The 20,594-nt window shown below is 73.1% G+C and carries 19 protein-coding genes and 1 pseudogene; 12 read left to right on the top strand and 8 right to left on the bottom strand.

All coding sequences use genetic code 11. The features are described from left to right. From KQY30_RS37315 to queC, 12 genes and pseudogenes are all read left to right on the top strand, one after another. Positions 1–938, top strand: a pseudogene (locus KQY30_RS37315) (carbohydrate ABC transporter permease). Then, entirely contained in the window at positions 935–1,804 is an 870-nt protein-coding gene (locus KQY30_RS02210) for a carbohydrate ABC transporter permease (RefSeq protein ID WP_217305302.1), read from the top strand. The pseudogene KQY30_RS37315 and the gene KQY30_RS02210 overlap by 4 nt, the downstream one beginning before the upstream one ends. Then, positions 1,801–3,945: an alpha-galactosidase gene (locus KQY30_RS02205; protein ID WP_217305301.1), complete on the top strand. Its 2,145-nt coding sequence runs from the start codon at positions 1,801–1,803 to the stop codon at positions 3,943–3,945. Before KQY30_RS02210 ends, KQY30_RS02205 begins: the two co-directional genes overlap by 4 nt. 102 nt (positions 3,946–4,047) lie before the next feature. Then, positions 4,048–4,806, top strand: coding sequence for an SDR family NAD(P)-dependent oxidoreductase (locus tag KQY30_RS02200; RefSeq protein ID WP_217305300.1), 759 nt, complete (start codon positions 4,048–4,050; stop codon positions 4,804–4,806). 45 nt (positions 4,807–4,851) lie between these two features. Continuing rightward, on the top strand, positions 4,852–5,640 hold the full coding sequence (locus tag KQY30_RS02195) for a FadR/GntR family transcriptional regulator (protein ID WP_254406887.1): 789 nt from the start codon (positions 4,852–4,854) through the stop codon (positions 5,638–5,640). After that, complete coding sequence (gene dgoD / locus KQY30_RS02190) at positions 5,637–6,782, top strand: galactonate dehydratase (RefSeq protein WP_217305299.1); 1,146 nt, start codon at positions 5,637–5,639, stop codon at positions 6,780–6,782. Before KQY30_RS02195 ends, dgoD begins: the two co-directional genes overlap by 4 nt. 5 nt (positions 6,783–6,787) lie before the next feature. Then, positions 6,788–7,618 carry a hypothetical protein gene (locus KQY30_RS02185; RefSeq protein WP_217305298.1) on the top strand — a complete coding sequence of 277 codons (831 nt, stop codon included), beginning with the start codon at positions 6,788–6,790 and terminating at the stop codon, positions 7,616–7,618. A gap of 49 nt (positions 7,619–7,667) precedes the next feature. After that, positions 7,668–8,321 carry a bifunctional 4-hydroxy-2-oxoglutarate aldolase/2-dehydro-3-deoxy-phosphogluconate aldolase gene (locus KQY30_RS02180; RefSeq protein ID WP_217305297.1) on the top strand — a complete coding sequence of 218 codons (654 nt, stop codon included), beginning with the start codon at positions 7,668–7,670 and terminating at the stop codon, positions 8,319–8,321. Continuing rightward, a complete protein-coding gene (locus KQY30_RS02175; protein WP_217305296.1) occupies positions 8,318–9,187 on the top strand; it encodes an SMP-30/gluconolactonase/LRE family protein in 870 nt (289 codons plus the stop codon). Before KQY30_RS02180 ends, KQY30_RS02175 begins: the two co-directional genes overlap by 4 nt. Further along, positions 9,184–10,206: a sugar kinase gene (locus tag KQY30_RS02170; protein ID WP_217305295.1), complete on the top strand. Its 1,023-nt coding sequence runs from the start codon at positions 9,184–9,186 to the stop codon at positions 10,204–10,206. Before KQY30_RS02175 ends, KQY30_RS02170 begins: the two co-directional genes overlap by 4 nt. Before the next feature lie 386 nt (positions 10,207–10,592). Further along, positions 10,593–13,700, top strand: a complete 3,108-nt coding sequence (locus tag KQY30_RS02165) for a LuxR family transcriptional regulator (protein ID WP_217305294.1) — start codon at positions 10,593–10,595, stop codon at positions 13,698–13,700. Next, positions 13,700–14,416 carry a 7-cyano-7-deazaguanine synthase QueC gene (queC, locus tag KQY30_RS02160; RefSeq protein WP_046499218.1) on the top strand — a complete coding sequence of 239 codons (717 nt, stop codon included), beginning with the start codon at positions 13,700–13,702 and terminating at the stop codon, positions 14,414–14,416. Before KQY30_RS02165 ends, queC begins: the two co-directional genes overlap by 1 nt. 91 nt (positions 14,417–14,507) lie before the next feature. Here queC and KQY30_RS02155 read toward each other — a convergent pair whose 3' ends face one another. The 8 genes from KQY30_RS02155 to KQY30_RS02120 are packed head-to-tail and all read right to left on the bottom strand — an operon-like array spanning position 14,508 to position 20,572. Further along, positions 14,508–15,095, bottom strand: coding sequence for a nitrile hydratase subunit alpha (locus KQY30_RS02155; RefSeq protein ID WP_217305293.1), 588 nt, complete (start codon positions 15,093–15,095; stop codon positions 14,508–14,510). Further along, a complete protein-coding gene (locus KQY30_RS02150; RefSeq protein WP_217305292.1) occupies positions 15,092–15,427 on the bottom strand; it encodes an SH3-like domain-containing protein in 336 nt (111 codons plus the stop codon). The genes KQY30_RS02155 and KQY30_RS02150 overlap by 4 nt, the downstream gene beginning before the upstream one ends. Beyond that, positions 15,424–15,807, bottom strand: a complete 384-nt coding sequence (locus KQY30_RS02145; protein ID WP_217305291.1) for an SH3-like domain-containing protein — start codon at positions 15,805–15,807, stop codon at positions 15,424–15,426. Before KQY30_RS02145 ends, KQY30_RS02150 begins: the two co-directional genes overlap by 4 nt. Beyond that, positions 15,804–16,484: an HAD family hydrolase gene (locus KQY30_RS02140; protein WP_217305290.1), complete on the bottom strand. Its 681-nt coding sequence runs from the start codon at positions 16,482–16,484 to the stop codon at positions 15,804–15,806. The genes KQY30_RS02145 and KQY30_RS02140 overlap by 4 nt, the downstream gene beginning before the upstream one ends. Next, a complete protein-coding gene (locus KQY30_RS02135) occupies positions 16,481–17,008 on the bottom strand; it encodes a phosphoribosyltransferase (protein WP_217305289.1) in 528 nt (175 codons plus the stop codon). The genes KQY30_RS02140 and KQY30_RS02135 overlap by 4 nt, the downstream gene beginning before the upstream one ends. Then, a complete protein-coding gene (locus KQY30_RS02130) occupies positions 17,005–18,051 on the bottom strand; it encodes an adenylosuccinate synthetase (protein ID WP_217305288.1) in 1,047 nt (348 codons plus the stop codon). Before KQY30_RS02130 ends, KQY30_RS02135 begins: the two co-directional genes overlap by 4 nt. After that, the gene (gene purB / locus KQY30_RS02125; protein ID WP_217305287.1) at positions 18,048–19,424 is read right to left on the bottom strand and encodes an adenylosuccinate lyase; all 1,377 of its coding nucleotides are present in this window, start codon (positions 19,422–19,424) and stop codon (positions 18,048–18,050) included. The genes KQY30_RS02130 and purB overlap by 4 nt, the downstream gene beginning before the upstream one ends. Beyond that, positions 19,421–20,572, bottom strand: coding sequence for an IMP dehydrogenase (locus KQY30_RS02120; protein ID WP_217305286.1), 1,152 nt, complete (start codon positions 20,570–20,572; stop codon positions 19,421–19,423). Before KQY30_RS02120 ends, purB begins: the two co-directional genes overlap by 4 nt. Positions 20,573–20,594 lie beyond the last annotated feature (22 nt).

Below are 20,594 nucleotides of genomic sequence, written 5' to 3'. Positions count from 1 at the left end.
ATGGCGGTCGTCACCGCGCCCCGCGAGAAGACCCGGAAGCGGGCCGCCGGACGGACCCCGGCCCGTGGACGGGCGACCAGGATCCCGCCCCTGGTGCTCGCGTTCGTCCTCGTACCGCTGCTCATCGAGGCGTTCTGGGTGTTCTGGCCCGCGATCCAGGGCTTCTATCTCGCCTTCACCCAGTGGGACGGGGTCAGCGCCCCGAAGTTCATCGGCCTGGGCAACTTCCGCGAGATGTTCGGCGACGAGATCTTCCGTACCGCCGCGCTCGACACGGTCATCTGGCTGGTGCTCTTCGGCGGGCTCTCCGTGGTCCTCGGCCTCGGCGCGGCGCTCCTGCTCCAGCAGGAGCGCCGGGGGTCGGGTTCTACCGGGCCGCGCTGTTTCTGCCGGTGGTGTTCTCGCTGGTCGCCACGGCCCTGGTATGGCAGGCGATGTACCAGCCGGACGGGCTGATCAACAAGACCCTCGAAGGGATCGGGCTCGGCGGGCTCACCCACTCCTGGCTCGCCGACCAGGACACCGCCCTGTACGCCGTGATCGTGCCCGCGCTGTGGCGGCAGATCGGCTATGTGATGGTGCTCTATCTGGCCGGGCTCAAGGGCATCGACCCGGTGCTGTACGAAGCGGCCAAGGTCGACGGCGCCACCCGCCGCCAGCAGTTCCGCCACATCACACTGCCACAGCTCAGCAGTGTCAACGCGGTCGTGCTGTCCGTCGTCGTGATCGACTCGCTGCGCTCGTTCGACGTGGTGTGGTCGCTCACCCGCGGCGGCCCGTACCACTCCTCCGAACTGCTCAGCACGTACATGTACTCCACCGCCTTCCAGTCGCTGCGGCTGGGATACGGTTCCGCTCTCGCCGTGGTGATCTTCGTCCTGGCCTTCGGGGTCATCGTGTCCTATCTCCTGCGCGCCTTCCGGGAGGCCGACTCATGACCGTCACCCCCGCCCAGGCACCGCCCGCCGGCCGGCGCGACCGCCGGCGGATGTGGGGGACCGCCGGGTTCCACCTCGGTGCCGGACTGATCTCCGCGCTGTGGCTGCTGCCCATCGCGCTCGTCCTGGTCACCAGCACCCGCTCGTTCGACGACGTCGCCGCCCATGGCGTGGGCAGCCTGCCGCACTCCTTCACCCTGGACGGCTTCCGCCAGGCGTGGGTCGACGGCGGCCAGCAGCGCGCGCTCATCAACAGCCTGCTCGTCACCGTGCCGACTGTGCTGCTGTCGCTGCTGCTCGCCTCCATGGCGGCCTTCGCGCTCAGTCGGTACGCCCTGCCGCTGCGCCGCACACTCCTGCTGCTGATGCTCGGCGGGAACCTGCTGCCCGCGCAGATCCTGCTCGTACCCGTCTCCAGGCTCAGCGAGCTGCTCGGCGTGTACGACACGCTGTACGCGCTGATCGGGGTGCAGGTCGGCTTCGGCGTCGGGTTCTACGTGTTCGTCCTGCACGGCTTCATGCGGTCCATACCGCCCGAGATCCAGCAGGCAGCCGTCATCGACGGCGCCGGCCCCTGGCAGATCTACAGCCGCATCATCATGCCGCTGGCCCGCCCCGCCATGGCCGCGCTCGGCGCCCTGTCGTTCACCTGGATCTTCAACGACCTGCTCTGGGCCATCACCGTGCTGCGCACCGACAGCCGGATGCCCATCACCGCCTCCCTCATCGGACTCCAGGGCCAGTACGTCTCCATGTGGAACGTCATCGCCGCGGGCTCCGTGATCGCGGCCCTGCCGACCGTCCTCGTCTTCCTCAAGTTCCAGCGCCACTTCGTGGCCGGCCTCAACCTGGGAGCAGTGAAGTGACCCCACCGCGACGGTGGCTGCTGCGCACCGAGAACACCACCTACGCCGTACGCCTCACCGACGACGGACGGTGGGCCGAACTCGCCGCCTGGGGACCGCACGGTGCCGAGACCGGACCCTCGCCCTTCGAGCGGCCGAACCGTACGCACTTCATCACCCGCGCCGACGCGTCACCCGCCGAGTACATCCCGTACGGACTGCGGCCCTTCACCGGCGCCGATCTGACCGCGCAGCGGCCCGGGGAGGACCGCGGCACCTGGTGGCGGCCGGCCGCGGCCAGCCACGACGGGGAGCGGGCGCTGCGGCTGGAGTTCACCGACGAGAAGCAGGGACTGGGCGTGGCCCTGTGCTACGAGACCGTCCCGGGCACCGATGTGATCCTCCGCTGGACCGAACTGACCTGCGTCGGCGACCAGGAGCTGCGCTTCGAGCGCATCGACTCCGCCGCGGTCAATGTCCCGGTCGACGGCGGCGCCCGGCTCACGTATCTCACCGGCCAGTGGTCGCAGGAATTCCAGCACACGCAGCTCGAACTCACCCGCGGCCGCTTCGAGATGGCCTCCTCCCAGGGCGTGCCGGGGCACGCCTACGCGCCGTGGCTCGCCGTTCAGGACGCCGCCGATCCGGACGGGCCCGCCACCCCCACCTACGGCATCGCCCTCGAATGGTCCGGCAACTGGCGCATCAGCGCCGACGCCGAGCCGGGCGGCGCCGTCCGGATCCGCGCCGGACGGCTGCTCCATGAGAGCGCCGTACGCCTCGCCCCCGGCGCCACCCTCACCACCCCCAGGCTGGCCTGCGCGTTCAGCCCCGAGGGGCTCGACGGACTGGCCCGGGTCTGGCACCGCTACGAACGCCGGCTGACCGGCGAGCGGATGCACCGCACCCGCAAGGTCCTCTACAACTCCTGGGAAGCCACCGGCTTCGCCGTCGACGCGGCGAGCCAGCTCGAACTCGCCCGCCACGCCGCCGGGATGGGCGCCGAACTGTTCGTCGTGGACGACGGCTGGTTCACCGGACGCCACGACGAGACCGGGGGACTCGGCGACTGGCACCCCGACCCGGCGAACTTCCCCGACGGCTTCGACGACTTCATCGCCCAGGTGCGCGCCACCGGGATGGACTTCGGCCTCTGGGTCGAACCCGAGGCGGTCAGCCCCAGGTCCGCGCTGTACGCCGAACATCCGGACTGGGTCTACCGGATCGAGGGCCGCCCCGCCACCCTCGTACGCGAACAGCTCCTGCTCGACCTCGGGCGCGCCGATGTCCAGGACTTCGTCATCGCCACCCTCGACCGGCTCCTCGGCGCCCACGCCATCAGCTACCTCAAGTGGGACATGAACCGTCCGCCGACCGAACGCGGCAGGCCGGGCGGCGGGCCCGTCGAGGAACAGGACCTGGACGCCGCGCATGTCGCCGGCTACCTCCGTGTCCTCGACCACCTCCGTGCCCGCCACCCCCGGGTCACGGTCGAGGGCTGCTCCGGCGGAGGCGGCCGTATCGAGCACGCCACCATCGCCCGCACGGATGTGGTGTGGCCCAGCGACAACACCGCCCCGATGGACCGGCTCGCCATCCAGTACGGGTATCTCCACGCGCACGCACCGCACACCATGAGCAGTTGGGTCACCGACTCGCCGGGCGTCTTCGACCCGCGTCCGCGCTCGCTCGCCTTCCGCTTCGTCCTCTCCATGGCGGGCGTCCTCGGCATCGGCGCGGACATCCGTGGCTGGTCGCCCGAGCGGCGCGCCGAGGCGGCCCGGTGGGTGGCCCGCTACAAGGAGATCCGCGACGTGATCCACCACGGCGAGGCCCGGATCCTGAACAGCCCCGCCGACCCCACCTGCGGTATGCAGTACGAGGAACCGGGCGGCGCCCGGATCGCCGTCACCGCCTGGCACACCGGGCGGCTGGACGGAGCGCCGCTGGTGCCGGGGCGCGCGGACCGGCTGCGGCTCCGCGGACTGGACCCGGCCGCCCACTACACCGACCGGGCCACCGGCATCCGCTACAGCGGCGCCCATCTCGTCCACTACGGATTGCCGTTCGCCTGGACCGCGCAATACGACGCCGAACTGGTCGTCCTGGAGCGGGAGTCCGTACCGGAACGGTCACCGATGTCCGTACCGGAGCGCGAATAGCGGTCGGCGGATCCCGTCGGTACCCGTATCCATGACGTCACCCCCCACCGTCACCCGGCTCGCGCAGCGGCGAGCACCAACCCCGAGGAGTCGACCCGCCCCATGAACGGAACCACCCGCTTCGACGGCCAGGTGGCCGTGGTCACCGGAGCCGCCTCGGGCATCGGCGCGGCCACCGCGGAACGGCTCGCCGCGGAGGGCGCCGCCGTGATCCTCGCCGATCTCGCGGCCGAGCGCGGCGAGGCCGTCGCCGCGGCCGTACGGGACCGGGGCGGCCGGGCCCTGTTCGTCCGCGCGGATGTGGCGGACCAGGGCGACTGGGAGCGGATCGTCACCGCCGCCCACGGTTTCGGGCCGGTCCGCGTCCTCGTCAGCAACGCGTATACGGTGGACGTCACCCCCGCGCACGAGATGACCCTCGCCTCCTGGGAGCGCCAGATCGCAGTCAACCTCACCGGCGGGTTCCTCGGCTTCCGCGCCGTTCTGCCCGACCTGCGCGCCCATCACGGCGCCGTCGTGCTGACCTCCTCCGTACACGCGCACAGGGGTATCCCCGGACATCCCGCCTACGCCGCATCCAAGGGCGCCCTGCTGTCGCTGTGCGGACAGCTCGCCGTCGAGTACGGGCCGGAGGTGCGCGTCAACGCCGTCGTGCCGGGCCCCATCCTCACCGCGGCCTGGGACCGGGTCTCCGAGGAGGACCGGGAGAAGAGCGTGGCGGAGACGGCGGCCCGACGGTTCGGCACCCCGGAGGAAGTCGCTGCGGCCATCGCCTTCCTCGCCGCCGGGGAAGCGTCCTACATCACCGGGTCGAGCCTGCTCGTGGACGGCGGCTGGTCCGTCGTCAAAGCCTCGGCCTGACCTCGCCGTACCCGATACCCCCCCAGCAGAAAGGCACACAACGACATGACGCCATACGCGCGCCGCGGAGTGCACGGCCAGACCGTGGAGACTCTCGCGCGCCGGGTGCTCAGCGGCGAGATCCCCGAGGGGGCGACACTCGATCTGGTGTCGTTGCAGCGTGAGTTGGACGTCAGCCTGACCGCCCTCAGGGAGTCGCTGAAGGTCCTCGCGGCCAAGGGGATGGTCGACGCGCGCCAGAAGCGCGGCACCTTCGTACGGGCGCGCTCCGACTGGAACCTGCTCGACGCGGATGTGCTGCGCTGGCAGTTCGCGGGCGGTACGGGCCCCGGCAACGGTACGGATCTGACGCTGCTGCGCGATCTCGGCGAGGTCCGCAGCATCATCGAACCGGCCGCGGTCCGGCTGGCCGCCGAGCGCCGCACCGACGCCGACCTCGACGCGCTCGAAGCGGCCCTGAGCGCGATGGGGGAGACCGGGGGAGGCGCCGCGCACGCGGTGGAGGCGGACCTCGGCTTCCACCGCGCGCTCCTCGCGGCGACCCACAACGAGCTGCTGGAACGTATGGAGATGGTCATCGAGTCCGGTCTCGCGCACCGCGACGAGATCGTGCACAGCACCCTGCACGGAGAGAATCCGGTGCCCAGCCACCGGGCCGTACTCGACGCCGTACGCGACCGGGACCCGGCCGCTGCGGAACGCGCGATGCGGGCGCTGCTCGACCAGGCGGTACGCGACCTGGACCGTGTGCACGGCGGTACGGGCGCGGGCGGCCCCGGTGGTGGTACGGGCACCGGCGGCGCCGCGGGCACCGAAGAGGGCTCCGCCCGGTGAAGATCACACGAGTCGAGACCTTCCTTGTGCCGCCCCGCTGGCTGTTCTGCCGTGTCGAGACGGACGACGGCGTGGTCGGCTGGGGCGAACCCGTCGTCGAGGGCCGCGCCGAGGTGGTGCGCGCCGCCGTCGACGTCCTCGCCGAGTATCTGATCGGCCGGGACCCGCTGCGGATCCAGGACCACTGGCAGGTGCTGAGCAAGGGCGGCTTCTACCGCGGCGGCCCGGTGCTCTCCAGCGCCGTCGCCGGTATCGACCAAGCGCTCTGGGACATCGCGGGAAAGGCCTACGGCGCCCCGGTGCACGCCCTGCTCGGCGGACCCGTCCGCGACCGGGTACGGGTGTACGCCTGGGTGGGCGGCGACGAACCCGTACGGCTCACCGACGAGATCACCGCCCAGGTCGAAGCGGGCTTCACCGCCGTCAAGATGAACGCGGCGGGCCGTACGTCCCCGATCGCCACCGCCGCCGAGACCGCGGCCGTCGTGGCGCGGGTGGCCGCCGCCCGGGAGGCACTCGGCCCGGAGCGGGACGTCGCCGTCGATCTGCACGGGCGGTTCGGCGCGGCGGGCGCGCGACGGGTCCTGCACGCCATCGAGCCGCTGCACCCGCTGTTCGTCGAGGAACCCCTGCTGCCCGAGCAGGGCCATCTGCTGGCGGGCCTCGTCGGCGCCACCTCCGTACCGATCGCCACCGGTGAACGGCTGTACGGGCGCGCCGAGTTCCTGCCCGCGCTGGCGGCGGGCATCGCCGTGGCGCAGCCGGACCTCTCGCACGCGGGCGGCATCTCCGAGGTCCACCGGATCGCGGCGCTCGCCGAGACATACGGAGCGCAGCTCGCACCGCACTGCCCGCTCGGCCCGATCGCGCTGGCCGCCAGCCTCCAGATCGCGTTCTGCACATCCAACTTCCTCATCCAGGAGCAGAGCCGGGGCATCCACTACAACAAGGACGCCGATCTCCTCTCGTACGTCGTCGACACCGATCCGTTCCGCTTCGTCGACGGGCAGGCGCTCCGTACCGGGCTCCCGGGGCTCGGTATCACCGTCGACGAGACCGCCGTACGGGCGGCCGACCGTACCGGGCACGCCTGGCGCAACCCGGTGTGGCGGCACCCCGACGGCTCCTTCGCGGAATGGTGAGCGGCATGCCGCCCGCCCCGCCGGTCCGCGGCACCCCCGACATCACCACCGACCCGGCCCACGGCGGACGCTGGACCTCGCTGCGGGCCGGGGGCCGCGAATGGCTCTGGCACCGGGACGAACCGCGGCGGCCCTCGGTGGTGCCCGGCGACGCCTTCGCCGACGCGGGTGGTCTCGAAGAGTGCGTGCCGACGGTCCGGGGTGTCCCCGACCACGGGGACGCCTGGTCGCGCGCCTGGCGGCGGGACGGCGACACCGAGTCCGTCGACTGCCCGGACTTCCGTCTCGAACGCCGGATCCGCGCCGGGGAGGGGCGGGCCGTCGCCGACTACCGGCTGACGGCGGAGCCCGGCTACCGGTTCCTGTGGGCGGCGCACGCGCTGCTCGACCTCTCGGAGGCGGCATGGATCGGGATCGCGGACGGCGCGCCGGTACGGGTCTATCCCGACGGGGGCGACGGCTGGACCCCGGCGGTGTGGCCGGCGGTCGAGACCACCGGCGGCCTCGACCGGCTGGGGCCGGACGACGGTACGGCCGTGGGTGCCGTCGTCTCCGCCTCGGTGGCGTACGTCCATGACGGTCCGGCCGCCCTCCGCTTCGCCGTCGAGGCCGAGGGGCAGCCGGTGTCCATCGCCCTCTGGCGCAATCTCCGCGGCTTCCCCGAGGACCGGCCGTACCGCTCCGTCGGGGTGGAACCGATGCTGGGCCGCGTCTTCGACCTGGCGGCCGCCGGGGACGGCGACGCGGCGTGCGTCCCGCGCGGTGGCGAGGTGCGCTGGCGGCTCACCGTGGCGGCGGAGGCACGGGCGGAGACGGAAGCGGGCGCGAATCAGTGACCGGCACGGCAACCGACACAGCAACCGAACCCCGGAAGGACTTCCGCACGTGAATCTGCTGACCGCGCTGCGCGCCCACCGGATCGTCGCCATCGTGCGTGGCGACGACGCGGACGGCGCCCTCAGGACCGTACTGACCCTGGCCGAGGAGCACATCCCGCTCATCGAGGTCTCCCTCAGCGGCCGGGACGCCCTCGATGTCATCCGCCGGGCCCGTGCCGAACTGGGCCCTGCCGCGCCCCTCGGCGCGGGCACCGTGCTGACCGCCCAGGACGCGCGGGCGGCACATGACGCGGGCGCCGACTTCATCGTCACCCCGGCCGTCTGCGAGGGGATCACGGCCGCCAGGGAACTCCGGCTCCCCGTACTCGCCGGGGTGATGACCCCCACGGACATCGTGGAGGCCCGGCGGCTCGGCGCCGACGCGCTCAAGATCTTCCCGGCGGCGCAGGCGGGCGGCCCGGAGTATCTGCGGGCACTGCGCGGCCCGTTTCCGGGGGAGCCGTTCGTACCGGTCGGGGGAGTGGACGCGGAGGCGGCCCGTCTCCATCTGGCGCAGGGCGCGGTCGCCGTGGGCGTGGGGTCCCCGCTGATCGGCGACGCCGCGGACGGGGGCGACATCGGCGGACTGCGCGCCCGCGCACGGGTCTTCCTGGATGCGGTGGCCGTCGACACCGCCGGCCGCGCGGAGGCCGGCCGATGACGGGGGACGCTCCCGTCCCGTACTGGACGGACCGGCTCGAACTCGGCGAGGGCATACGGTCGGTGGACGGCGGTGTCGTCCTCGTCGACATCCTCTCCGGGCGGCTGCTCGCCGGACCGGACGACCGCACCGGGCCCCTGCGGACGCTGGCCCGGCTGCCGGTACCGCTGGGCGCGGTCGCCCCGGTCGAAGGGCGTCCGGGCGAGTGGATCGCCGCGGCCGGTACGGGCATCTGCCTGATCGGTCCGGACGGGAGGACCGACTGGCTGGCGCGCCCGGAGGACGGCGCCGGCCGCGCGACGCGGATGAACGACGCGAGTGCGGACCCGCAGGGCAGGTTCTGGGCGGGCAGCATGGCGTACGACGCGAGTGAGGGCGCGGGTTCGCTGTACCGCGTCGACCGCGACGGTACGGTCGTCCGCGCGCTGGACGGCCTCACCGTCCCCAACGGCCCCGCGTTCAGCGCCGACGGCACCCTGATGTATCTCGCCGACAGCGCGCGCGGCATCATCCGCCGCTACGAAGTCGCCCCCGCCACCGGCACACTCGGCCCGGCCGACACCTTCGCCGTACTCGGCGAAGGCAGCCCGGACGGTATGACGGTCGACGCGGAGGGCGGCCTGTGGACCGCGGTCTGGGGTACCGGCACGGTCCACCACTACGGCCCGGACGGCACCCTGGACCACCAACTGCGGCTTCCCGCCGTCCAGCCGGCGGGCGTATGCCTGCACGGTGACACGCTCCTGATCACCAGTGCCCGCCATGGCCTGTCCGAGCCGGGCCCACTGGACGGAGCGGTCTTCGGGGTGCGGGTCGGCGTCCCGGGCCTGCCGGCTGCCGCGTACCGACCGGGGACGGCCGTATGAGCACCCCACAGGCACAGGCACCGGCGGTCGGGTGGCGGCCCGCTCCCGGGCCCGTGACCTGTATCGGCGAGACCATGGCCGCCTTCGTTCCCGAGCCCGTGGCCCCGCTGGACGGAGCCGATCTGCTGCGGGTCCGGATCGCCGGGGCCGAGTCGAACGCGGCGGTGTATCTGGCCGATCACGGGGTGCCCGCGCGGTGGGTCTCCGCGGTGGGGGACGATCCGTTCGGGCGGCGGATCCTCGCCGAGGTCGCGGCGGCCGGGGTCGATGTCCGCGGGGTGCGGACGGATCCCCGGCGGCCCACCGGGCTGCTGGTGAAGGACCCCGCCCCCGAAGGAACCGGGGTGCGCTACTACCGCCGCGGCTCGGCCGCCTCCGCCCTGGGCCCGGACCTCCTCGACGACGAGACCGTACGCACCGCGAGTGTCGTCCATCTCAGCGGAATCACCCCGGCCCTCTCGCCGGACTGCCTGGCCCTGGTCACCGAGGCCCTGCGGACCCCGCCCGGCGAACGCCCGTACTCCATCAGCTTCGACGTCAACCACCGGCCCGCGCTCTGGACCGACGGCACGGCCGCCACCGCCGGTTCCGTACTCCACGGTCTCGCGAACCGCGCGGACCTCACCTTCGTCGGGCTCGACGAGGCGCGCGCCCTGTGGGGAGCGGAACTGGAGGCGGCCGACGTAAGGGCGTTGCTGCCCGGGCCCCGGATCCTTGTCGTCAAGGACGGCGCTCATGAGGCGACCGCTTTCGACGGTGCCCAGGTGCACGCCGTACCCGCGCCGAAGGTGGAGGTTGTCGAACCGGTCGGGGCGGGCGACGCCTTCGCCGCCGGATTCCTCGCGGGGCTGCTGCGCGGCGAGGACATGGTCCGCGCCCTCCGCCTCGGCCATCTCACCGCGGGCGCCGCCCTCCGGGTGAGCGGTGACCACGGCCCCCTGCCGGAGCCCGCCCGTATCGCCGAGCTTCTCAGCATACCGCCCGGGCAATGGTCCCTGATCCTTTCGGAGAGCCGCTGACCAGCGGATTCCCTGTTTGCGGGGAGTGTCGCGAGCGTTCCTGCGGGCCCTGTACGAGCAGCCCTGCGGGCGGCCGGCGACCACCCGGCATGTGCCGTCCGCACATGAACGGGGAGTCCTGGCCGTTCTCGCGGTACGAGCCGGACCCGAGGCGGGGCGAACCCGGACAGGTCTCCCGGGGCGGCCGGGCCGTGGTCCGCCCTGGCCAGGGTGGGTGGACTTCGGCCATGCGGAGGCCGGGTGTGCGGTTGTGTCCGCTTCTGGTGGGCGACTGTGGCGAATTCGTGCTGTTTTCCACGCCATCCTTCACGGGTTATGTCTTCGTAGCGCCCACGGACCGGAGAGATCAGTTCCGGGGCGAGCGGATCTATGAACGGAGAGGTGTCATGGCCACCGGCGAGAAGCACTCACCTCATTTCACGGGCCGACGCAGAGAACTGCGGCTGTTCGGCGACGCCGTGCGCGACAGCGTGCGGACCGGCATGACCGTCTACTCATTCACCGGCGAACTGGGTGTGGGGCGCAGCGCGTTGTTGCACGAGTTCCGGGTCTCCGCGCGCGAGCGGGGATGCGCCGTCATCCGGCTGGACTGCGCCCGGCCCGGCCACCGGATCGAGCAGGGTCTCTTCGACGAACTGCTGGCGGTGCTGCCCGCCGGAAGCGCCCCCGGTGCCGCACTGCGCGCGGCGGGCGAACGGACCGCCGGCACCCAGGGACTCGATCCGGCCGCTCCGGCACCGGTGCCGCCCGCCGTGCTGCGCAACGCCGTACGGGAGGCCGCCGGACACGCCCCGCTGGTCGTCACCGTCGACGACGTGTGCCGGGCCGACGCCGCCACACTGGACGAGCTGCACCGGATGAGGCAGGCCTGTGCCCGGCTGCCCGTCGTCATGGCCATCTCCATACGGCAGGGCGAACCCGCCACGGCGCCGAGGGAGTTGGCCGCGTTATTACAGGACACCGAGCAACTCGTACTGGACGGACTGTCCGAGCGGGACACCGCCGCCGCCGTACGCGCCGTCCTGCGGCGTGGCGTACCGCCCGAATTCGCCGCGGCCTGCCACCGCCTCAGCGCCGGAAACCCCTTCATGCTGGGGGAGTTGCTGCGCTGGGCCCGTGAGAAGGGCCCGAGGGCCACCGACACCGCGGCGCTCGGTACGGCAGTACTCCCGGCCGTCGCCGAGGCGGTGACCGGACGGCTGGACCCGATCGACCCCGCTCTCGGGCGGCTCGCCGCGGTGATCGCCCTCGCGGACGACGACACCGCCGACGCCGCCCCACTGGCCGCCCACCTCAGCGGGATGACGCTCGAACAGACCCTGGTCGCGGCCGACCTGCTGGTCAGGATGCGGCTGATCGCGGACGACGGCACCGTCACACTGAGGCATCCGGTGCTGCGCACGGCCCTGGCGGGCGGGATGACCCGCATGGCGCGGAGCGCCGCGCACCTGAGCGCCGCGGGCCATCTGCACCGGCACGGCGCGGCGGCCGGCCGAGTAGCCGGCCATCTTCTCGCGTCCACCGTCCCGCTGGACGACTCCTGGTCCACCGAGGTGCTGCTCCAGGCCGCCCGCGCCGCCGCGGCCGCCGATGACAACGACGGCGCGCTGCGCTTCCTGGAGCGGGCGCTGCGGGTGGCGACCGGCGAGGATCACCACCGGGCCGTCCTGCTGCTCTCGGACGTACGGCTGCGCGCCGACTGGGCCGACGGGGTCGACGCGACGGTGGCGATGCTGGCCGCGACGGGCGACGAGAGCGTACGGGAACGGCTGCTGCACCGGGTGGGCCGCGCGCTGTACGAGGCCCGCGCCCCGGAGGACACCGAGCGGGTGCTGACCGCGACCGCCGCGGCCGTCGCCGGCACGGGACTGTCCCGCTGGCCCCGGCTGCACCGTACCGCCGCGGGTCTGTTCGCCGGACCCCCGGCCCGTACCGCCCGGCTCCTCGACGAACTCCCGCTGCCCGACGCCCGGTCCGTGTCCGACAGCCCGGCTCCCTCGCCCGGACTGCGCACGGCGGCGGCCGCGGTCGGGGCGCTCTGCCGCGACTTGGGCGGCGGGGACAGCCGGTCGGCGGTGGAGGAGGCGCGCGGGGTCCTCGCCGAATGCGGCGAGGAGTCGTCGGCGCACCCGCTGACCGTACCGGCGGCGCTGACGGTTCTCGTACAGAACGGGCGGTATGAGGAAGCCGCCGCCGCGTCCGCCGGGCATGTGCGCCGCGGTGACCGACGCGATGACGCCCTCTTCCCGCCAGGCTGCCCGCTGCTGCTCCTGGTCGCCGGTCAGATCGCCCTCGGGCAGGGCAGGTTGAACGAGGCGCAGCACCAACTGACGCAGTCCGTGAGCGGCTTGTCGTGCGGCGGGGCGGAAGCCGGCGAGCCCCACCGGGCCGAGGCCGTCGGGCTGCTCGCCGACGTACTGACCAGCCTGGGCAGGAACGAACAGGCCTGGGCGCTGCTGCGCAGGCACCACTACGCGGAGGAGCTGGCGCCCGGCTGGTACCACCGCCATGTCCTGCTGGCCAGGGCACGGCTGCGCGCCGCCTGCGGAGATCTGCCCGGTGCCGCGCGCGATCTGACCGAACTGCTCCTGCGCAACGGCGCGTCGGGGGTACGGTCCACCGCGGCCGTGCCCTGGCGGATCCATGCCGTCGTCCTGCTGCGGCAGGCCGGGCTGCTGGACGAGGCACAGGAAGCGGCGGCCGAGCAGATGCGTGCCGCCGACACCGCCGACACCCCGCTGGAGCACGGCCGGGCACTGCGGGCACTGGCCGATGTGGCGGGCGGGCTGCGGGGCGAGCGCATGCTGCGCGAGGCGGTCCAGTTGCTGGAGAGCGCGGGCAGTGAGCTTGATCTGGCGCTCGCTCAGGCCGACCTGGGCGCGCTGCTGCTCCGGCTGGGCCGCCAGCAGTACGGGGTGGCCGCGCTGACGGAGGCGGTGCGGCTGGCCCGCCGGTGCGGCGCCCGGCCGCTGGCCGAGCAGGTCAGGACACATCTCGCGGCGGCCGACGAGCGCACGCCCCAGCACGCCTCGCTGCGCGGGATCCTCGCCCTGACCACCCGGGAGCGGCAGATCCTCCTCCAGGCCACACAGGGTCTGTCGAACCGGCGCATCTCGACCGTCCTGGGCATCACCCGCCGTACGGTCGAGCTGCACCTGTCGAGCGCGTACCGGAAGCTGGGCATCACGGGCCGCCGCGACTTCCAGGAGATCTTCCGCCCGCCGGGCGTCTGGTCGCTGCTCGCCGACGGCGCTCCCGGCGGCACCGGGCAGCGCGCCCCGGCCTTCGCGTCCTCGGCCGCACCGGGAACCGTCCCGGGAGCTGTCCCCGGGGCTGTCTCGGACCGCGCGGACCGGCCTTTCGGCCCGCTGCCCGCCGTCCTTCGGTTCCGCACCGAGATGTGGACGGACCGCTCCCTGGGCCACGCTGAGGGCGAGCAGGCGGCCGACCGTGCCGCTCCCCTCGGTGTCCTTCCCCTGACCGGAGGTTCCTGATGGAGCAGAACAGCCGTAGTACCGACCCGTTCACCGCCGTGGTGGTGCTCTCGGGAGGTATGGACTCCACCACCCTCATGGCGCACTACGCCGCGCTGGGCTACGGCCTGATCGCCGTGACGGTCGACTACGGTCAGCGGCACCGCAAGGAGATCGAGTCGGCGCGCGGGATCGCCGCCCACTACGAGGCGCGGCACCATGTGGTGGACCTCAGCGGCTTCGGTTCGGTGCTGGCGGGCTCGGCCCTGACGGACGACAGCGTCAGCGTTCCGGACGGGCACTACGCGGAGGAGTCCATGCGGGCCACCGTCGTGCCGAACCGCAACGCGGTCCTCGCCAATGTCGCGGTGTCGGTGGGTGTCGCGCACCGCGCCGGGACGGTGGCGCTGGGCATGCACGCGGGCGACCACTTCATCTACCCCGACTGCCGCCCCGCGTTCCTCGACGCGCTCGGCGAGCTGGTGAAGGTCGCGAACGAGGGCTTCCCGACGCCCTCCGTGGAGGCGCCGTTCATCACCTGGTCCAAGTCGGACATCGCCGCACACGGGACGCGGCTGGGGGCCCCGCTGGAGCGGAGCTGGTCCTGCTACAAGGGCGGCGAGCGGCACTGCGGGACCTGCGGCACCTGCTACGAGCGGCGCGAGGCGTTCCGTGAGGCCGGGCTGTCCGACCCGACCGACTACCTCGACGCGGTGACGCGCTTCGCCGCCCCCTGACGGGCCGTGGACACAGCACGGCGGGGTCCGGGGACAGTCTCCCCGGACCCCGCCCGTGGGGTACGGAAGTGCCCGGACAGGGCCGGCACACCTACACCGGAGCCGTGCCGATCAGCCCCGAGCGGGTGACCAGGCCGCGCAGGGCCTCCTCGTCCAGATGCCCGGTGCCGGCCGGGCGGCGCGGCAGCACCATGTAGCGGGCCTCCGCCGTCGCGTCCCACACCCGTACCGCCACCTCGTCCGGCACCCGGTACCCGAACTCGGCCAGTACGGCGCGCGGTTCGCGGACCACCCGGGCCCGGTAGGCATCACTGCGGTACCAGCTCGGCGACGGCCCGAGCAGTAGCAGCGGATAGCACGAACACAGTGTGCACACCACGACGTTGTGTGTTCCGGCGGTGTTCTCCACCACGCGCAGATGCTCGTCGGGCGCGAGCAGCCCGCCCAGCCCCGTCCGTTCCAGTGCCTCTTCGGCGTTGTCCAGCAGCAGGGCGCGGAAGTCCGGATCCGTCCAGGCGCGGGCCACCAGCCTGGCGCCGTTGAACGGGGTGGCCCGGTACAGACGCTGCTCCAGTACGGCGTCGAGCTGCTCGTCCGTCACGAGCCCCGCCGCGACGAGCCGGGCCTCCAGCCGCCGCACCCTGGCGGCGACCGGCAGATCGGTGTGTTCTCCGCTCATCGGGGTCGTTCCTCCTGATCGGGGGCGCCGCCGGGCCCGGCCGCGTCCAGATAGCACTCCCACAGATCGCACACCACCTCGTCGTCCGTCCCCGAAGGCGTCCCGTCCCACAGGCCGCTCGCGGTGAAGGCGACGCTGTAGACGGGCAGGCTCCGCACGGGCGAGCGGCGGCGGGCCACGTCGTCGGGCAGTTCACAGACGGGCAGTACGGCACGGACCAGACCGGTGTGGCCGCGGACATAGCGCGGCGCCCGGGTGTGGTACGGCGGGTCGGCGGCCCGCACCCGGACCGGCTGGCCGACCCGGAAGGCGGGGGACGGGACGCCGGTCACGTGTCGCCCGTACCGTCAGCCGCGTCGCCCGCACGATCGGCGTCGGCCGTGTCGCCCGCGTCGGCCATGTCGCCCGTGTCGCTCAGAAGTCCGCGCTCTTCGAACAGCCGCTCCATCCCGGCGACGACCCGCTCATAGTACGACGACGCGAGGAACTCGCCCGGGTCCGCACGCTCCTCGGCGTCACGCAGCTCGCTGGCCGAGCAGACACCGTTGGTGCCGAGCACCGCGATCAGCGCCCACACCCGGGCCTGCCAGTCCGCGCCCCACACGGAGCGCCCGTCGGGACCGTACGCCGCCACGATCGGCTGGTCGGGCGGGAGCGTGCCGGCGAGCGCACCGAACCCCTGGGCGCCGCCGACATCGTTGGGCCGGCTCATGGGATCTCCTCCGCTGCGGTGAGGACCAGTTCGGCGAGGCGGGCGACCGACGGTAGCAGCACATCCGGTCCGTCCGGGGGAGCCGGCGGCAGCATGCCGCCGTTTCCCGTACGGACACCGACCACGACCGCGCCCAGCCGGCGGCCGAGCGTGATGTCGGCCGGGGTGTCCCCGACCACGAACAGCCGCTCCGCCGACCGGTGCCCGAGACGGTCGAGAGCCCGGCGGGCCAGCACCACCTTGGCCTCCGCGTCCGACAGACCGGTGTCCGAGGCGGGCAGGTCGTCCCGGGTCATGACCTGCCCGAAACAGTCCTCCACGCCGTGCGCCCGCAGCAGCTCGCGCGTCTGCTCCGTACCGACCCACGAGCTGACCAGCGCCAGTCGCACCCCGGCCGCCCGCAGCGCGCCCAGGGCCGGCACCGCCCCCTCGTACAGCGACCCGTGCGGCATGTACCGCCGTACGACGTCGTCCACGCGGTCCAGCACCCGTACCTTCCCGATGCTCAGGGAGCCGCTGGTGATCGAGGTCCAGTACGGGTAGCCCAGGATCTCCTCGCGGGGCGGCGGCAGCGCCCGGGCCTCGTCGTGCAGATCGAGGATGAAGCGGTGGAACATCTCGTAGAAGTCCAGCAGGGTGCCGTCGCGGTCCAGGACGACGGTGGCGGGGGCCGTCACCGGGGTCCTTCGAGGACGTCGGCCGTTTCCTCGGCGCCCGGAGGCAGCTCCCAGGGGAAGACCGTCCAGTCGTCCACCTCCACGGCCAGGAAGTCCGGACGGCCGCGCGAGCCGATGTTGCGGACCACGACCGCCGAGCGCACCTCGGCCGCGCCCAGCCCGCGTACGGTCTTCTCGGCCAGGGCCATGGTCCCGCCGTCGCCCATGATGTCGTCGACGATCAGCACCCGCTCGCCGGTCAGCGGACGCTCCGGCACCACATAGTCGAGCACCGCCTCACCGCGCTCGCTGTAACGGGAGTTGGAGCTGTTGCGAGGAATGCCGAGGATCCGGAAGTCGGTCACCCCCAGCAGGTTCGACAGCGCGACGGCGGGTGGCAGCCCGCCCCGGGCGATGCCCGCGATGACCGTCGGCGCGAAGCCGTCGGCCCGTATGTCCCGGGCGAGGCCGTCGAGCATCCGGCCGGCCTCGGCCCATCCGATGGTGAGCAGCTTCTCGCGCCGCCATACCGGAACCGCGTTCACCTGGCACCTCCCGTACGGACCCAGCGGTCGATGACATGGCCGCTGCCGGGGCCGGTGCCGATGAGATCCACCGGACGTTCCAGCCCTTCCTCGATGTGTTTGACGAACTCCCTCGCGGCCTCCGGGAGTTCGCCGCCGTCCTGGCCGAGGACCGCCGGGTCCACCTGGTCCAGAAAGGTCAGCGCGATCCTGGACGGCCGGTTGATCCGTACCGCCTCCCGTGCCTGCGCCATGTCGAAGCCGCCCACCCGGCGGCGCCGCCCGGTCACCGTCCCGTACTCCACCACCCCGAGCCGTTCCGCCTCCCGCTCGTCGATCTCGGTGGGGAACGGCCCGGCACCGACCCGGGTCGGATGGGCCCGCAGGACCAGGACGACCTCGTCGACGGCGAGCGGCCCGAGACCGGCGTCGGCGGCGGCCGTACTGGCGGTCGAGTCCTTGCCGACGGTGTACGGGTACGTGCCGAACAGCACGGACAGGCCGAAGCCGTTGGTCCCCTCGACCACGACCCCGTCGCCCGCGTCGACGGCCCGGTTCGCCTCCTCCGCCGCGTCGGTGAGATACGGGGCCAGCTCGGGAACGTCCTCGGCCCGGCGGGCCGCGCGCATGGCCCGGCCGGCCAGCGCGGGGCCGTGCCCGCTGCCGGTGCTGCGGACCTTGTCGCGCAGCCCGGCGTCGGCCTGTTCGGCGGCGAGGTGGGCGGGGTCGATCACGGTGGCGCGGTAGTCGACCCCGATCCGGCCGGCCACGCCGTTCTCCTCGATCTCCCGCAGCAGCACCTCCGGGCGGATCAGCACACCGGCGCCGAGCAGCAGCCGGGTGCGCGGATTGACGATCGCGCTCGGCACCTGGCGCAGCCGCAGGGTCCGCCCCTCGTGCACCACGGTGTGCCCCGCGCCCGGGCCGAGACCGGCCCGTACCGCCACGGCGGGATCGTCCCGCAGGGCGAGATAACTGGAGATCTTGCCCTTGGCCTCGTCGCCCCACTGCCCGCCGACCACGATCGTGGCCCGCGCGTCTCTCTTGCCTGTGGTGTCCGTCATCGTGCTCCTTCCGCCGCCGGGACGGCGGCCAGCACCCGTTCCGCCCGGCGCACTGTCTCCCGGGCGAGGGATTCGCTCGCACCGGCGTCCGGCGCGGTCTTGGCCAGTTCCGCCAGTTCGGCGGCCGGTATCAGGGCGGTGACCGCCGGGTCGTCCGCCAGCACCTCCAGCAGGTCCCGGCCGCCGGCCGCGGCGTCGGCGCTGGCGCGCTGCAACGTCCGGTAGCCGGCCAGCCGTTCCGTACCGCGCTCGATCAGGGTCAGCAGCACCGCCTCGCTGAAGTACGCGTTGCGGGACAGGGCGAGGTTGGCGTCCATCCGGTCGGGCCGCACCCGCAGATCGCCGACCACCCCCGTCGCCACCGTCAGCATCTCGTCGAGCAGCACCCCCGTCTGTGGCAGGGTGAAACGCTCGTTCGCGGAGTTGACGAGATCGCGCTCGTGCCAGGTCACCACATTCTCCAGGGCGGGCCCCACCAGGGACCGCAGCAGCCGGGCCAGACTGCAGACCCGTTCGCAGCGGACCGGGTTGCGCTTGTGGGGCATGGCCGAGCTGCCGATTTGGCCGCCCTCGGCGAACGACTCCGCGACCTCGCCGATCTCGGTGCGCTGGAGGTTGCGGATCTCGGTGGCCAGATTCTCCAGACAGGCGGCGGTGAGCGCGGCCCAGCAGACGAACTCCGCGATCCGGTCCCTGGCCACCGCCTGCGCGCTGATCTCCGGCCCGGGCAGCCCGAGCAGCTCCAGCACCTCGCGCTGCACCCGCGGCCCGAGCGGGCCGAGCCCGGCGAGGGTGCCCACCGCGCCGGCGACCTTGCCCATCACGGCCCGGGCCCGCAGCTCGTCCAGCCGGACCACACAGCGTGTCAACTGGTCGAGGAACACCGCCAGTTTGAAGCCGAACGTGATCGGCTGGGCGTGCTGGCCGTGCGTACGGCCGATCATCAACCGTTCGCCGTCCGCGCCGATCCGGTCCCGCAGGGCGGCCAGCAGCCCGGTCAGCCGCTCCCGCAGCAGCCCGATCGCGCCGTCCGTCTGAAGGGCCAGCGCGGTGTCCAGGATGTCGCTGCTGGTGGCGCCGAAGTGCACGTATCTGCCGTACGGTCCGCAGGACTCGGCGAACACCTGCACCACGGAGAAGAGTTCATGACCGCTCGTACGCTCCGAACGCGCGACGGCGGCCAGATCGGGCACATACTCCCGGGCCCGGAGCGCGATATGCCGGGCCGCCTCCTCGGGAATCACCCCGTGCCGGCCCTGGACCTCCGCCAGCGCCCCCTCGACCCGTACGAACAGGCCGTAGCGCGCCGGATCGGTGAACAGCGCCCGCATCCGCTCACTGCCGTACCGGCCGGTGTCCACCGGTGTGGTCATTTGACCGCCGCCGCGTAGTCGAGCGGCACCTGCTCGGCACGCCCCAGGGCATGCGGCCGGCTCTCGGCCAGCCCGGCCGGGGTGACCCGGACGAACTCCGCGCGCTCCCGCAGCGCGGCCAGATCGTGCGCGCCCGAGTAGCTCATGCCCGAGCGCAGGCCCCCGAGGAACGGACGCAGGGTGGCCGCGAGGCTCCCGCTGTACGCGAACGTCGCCTCGACGCCCTCCGGGGTGTACTCGTCCAGCTCCTCGCGGCTGACCTCCTCGCCGCGGGCCTGCTTCAGGGTCAGCCGCATGCCGAAGGTGACAAAGCCCGTACTGACCTTGGCCTTGCGCCCCTCGTGCTCGACCAGCTTCGCCTCGCTCTCGTCGGCACCGGCCAGGGCGCTGCCCAGCATGACGGCATGGGCCCCGGCAGCCAGCGCCTTGACCAGGTCGCCGGGGGCCTTGATGCCGCCGTCGGCGATCACCGGGATCCCGCTCCGTACTGCCTCCTCGGCGCAGTCGAGCACAGCGGTGAGCTGCGGCACGCCGCTCCCCGCCACCAGCCGGGTGGTGCAGATGCCGCCGGGGCCGATGCCCACCTTGACCACGTCGGCGCCCGCGTCGATCAGATCCCGGGTTCCGGCGGCGGTCGCCACATTGCCGGCGATCAGGGTGGTACGCGGGAAGCGGGCGCGCAGCTCCTCCACGACCTTGATCACATAGTCCGCGTGGCCGTGCGCCACATCGGTGACAAGGACGTCCGCGCCTGCCGCGACCAGCAGTTCGGCGCGTTCCCTGTAGTCGTCGACGACCCCGACCGCGGCGGCCACACGCAGCCGTCCCTCCGCGTCGAGCGCCGGACTCCGCCCGAGGGTGCCGGTGGCCACGGGTGCGGCCTTCACCGCCGCGACCTCCGCGGCCTGGTCCTCGGCGGTCTGCATACGGTGCACGACCCCGAGGCCGCCGAGACGCGCCATCGCCTCGGCCATGCGGGCCCCCGTGCACCAGGGGGTGTTGGCGGACAGTACGGGAATGCCCAGCGAGACGTCACCGCCGAGCGTGGTGTCCAGGCGGGTCGCCGAGCGGCTCACCACCGAGGTGCGCTGCGGCACCAGCAGGACGTCGTCCAGGCTGAGTCCCGTACGGATCTCAGGTACGGCCATGCCGAACTCCTTGGTCGTGGCG

It is taken from the genome of Streptomyces sp. GMY02, from assembly GCF_019056675.1.
GTDB classification, from domain to species: Bacteria; Actinomycetota; Actinomycetes; order Streptomycetales; family Streptomycetaceae; genus Streptomyces; species Streptomyces odonnellii.
This window is presented reverse-complemented; position numbering and strand designations above follow the sequence as displayed.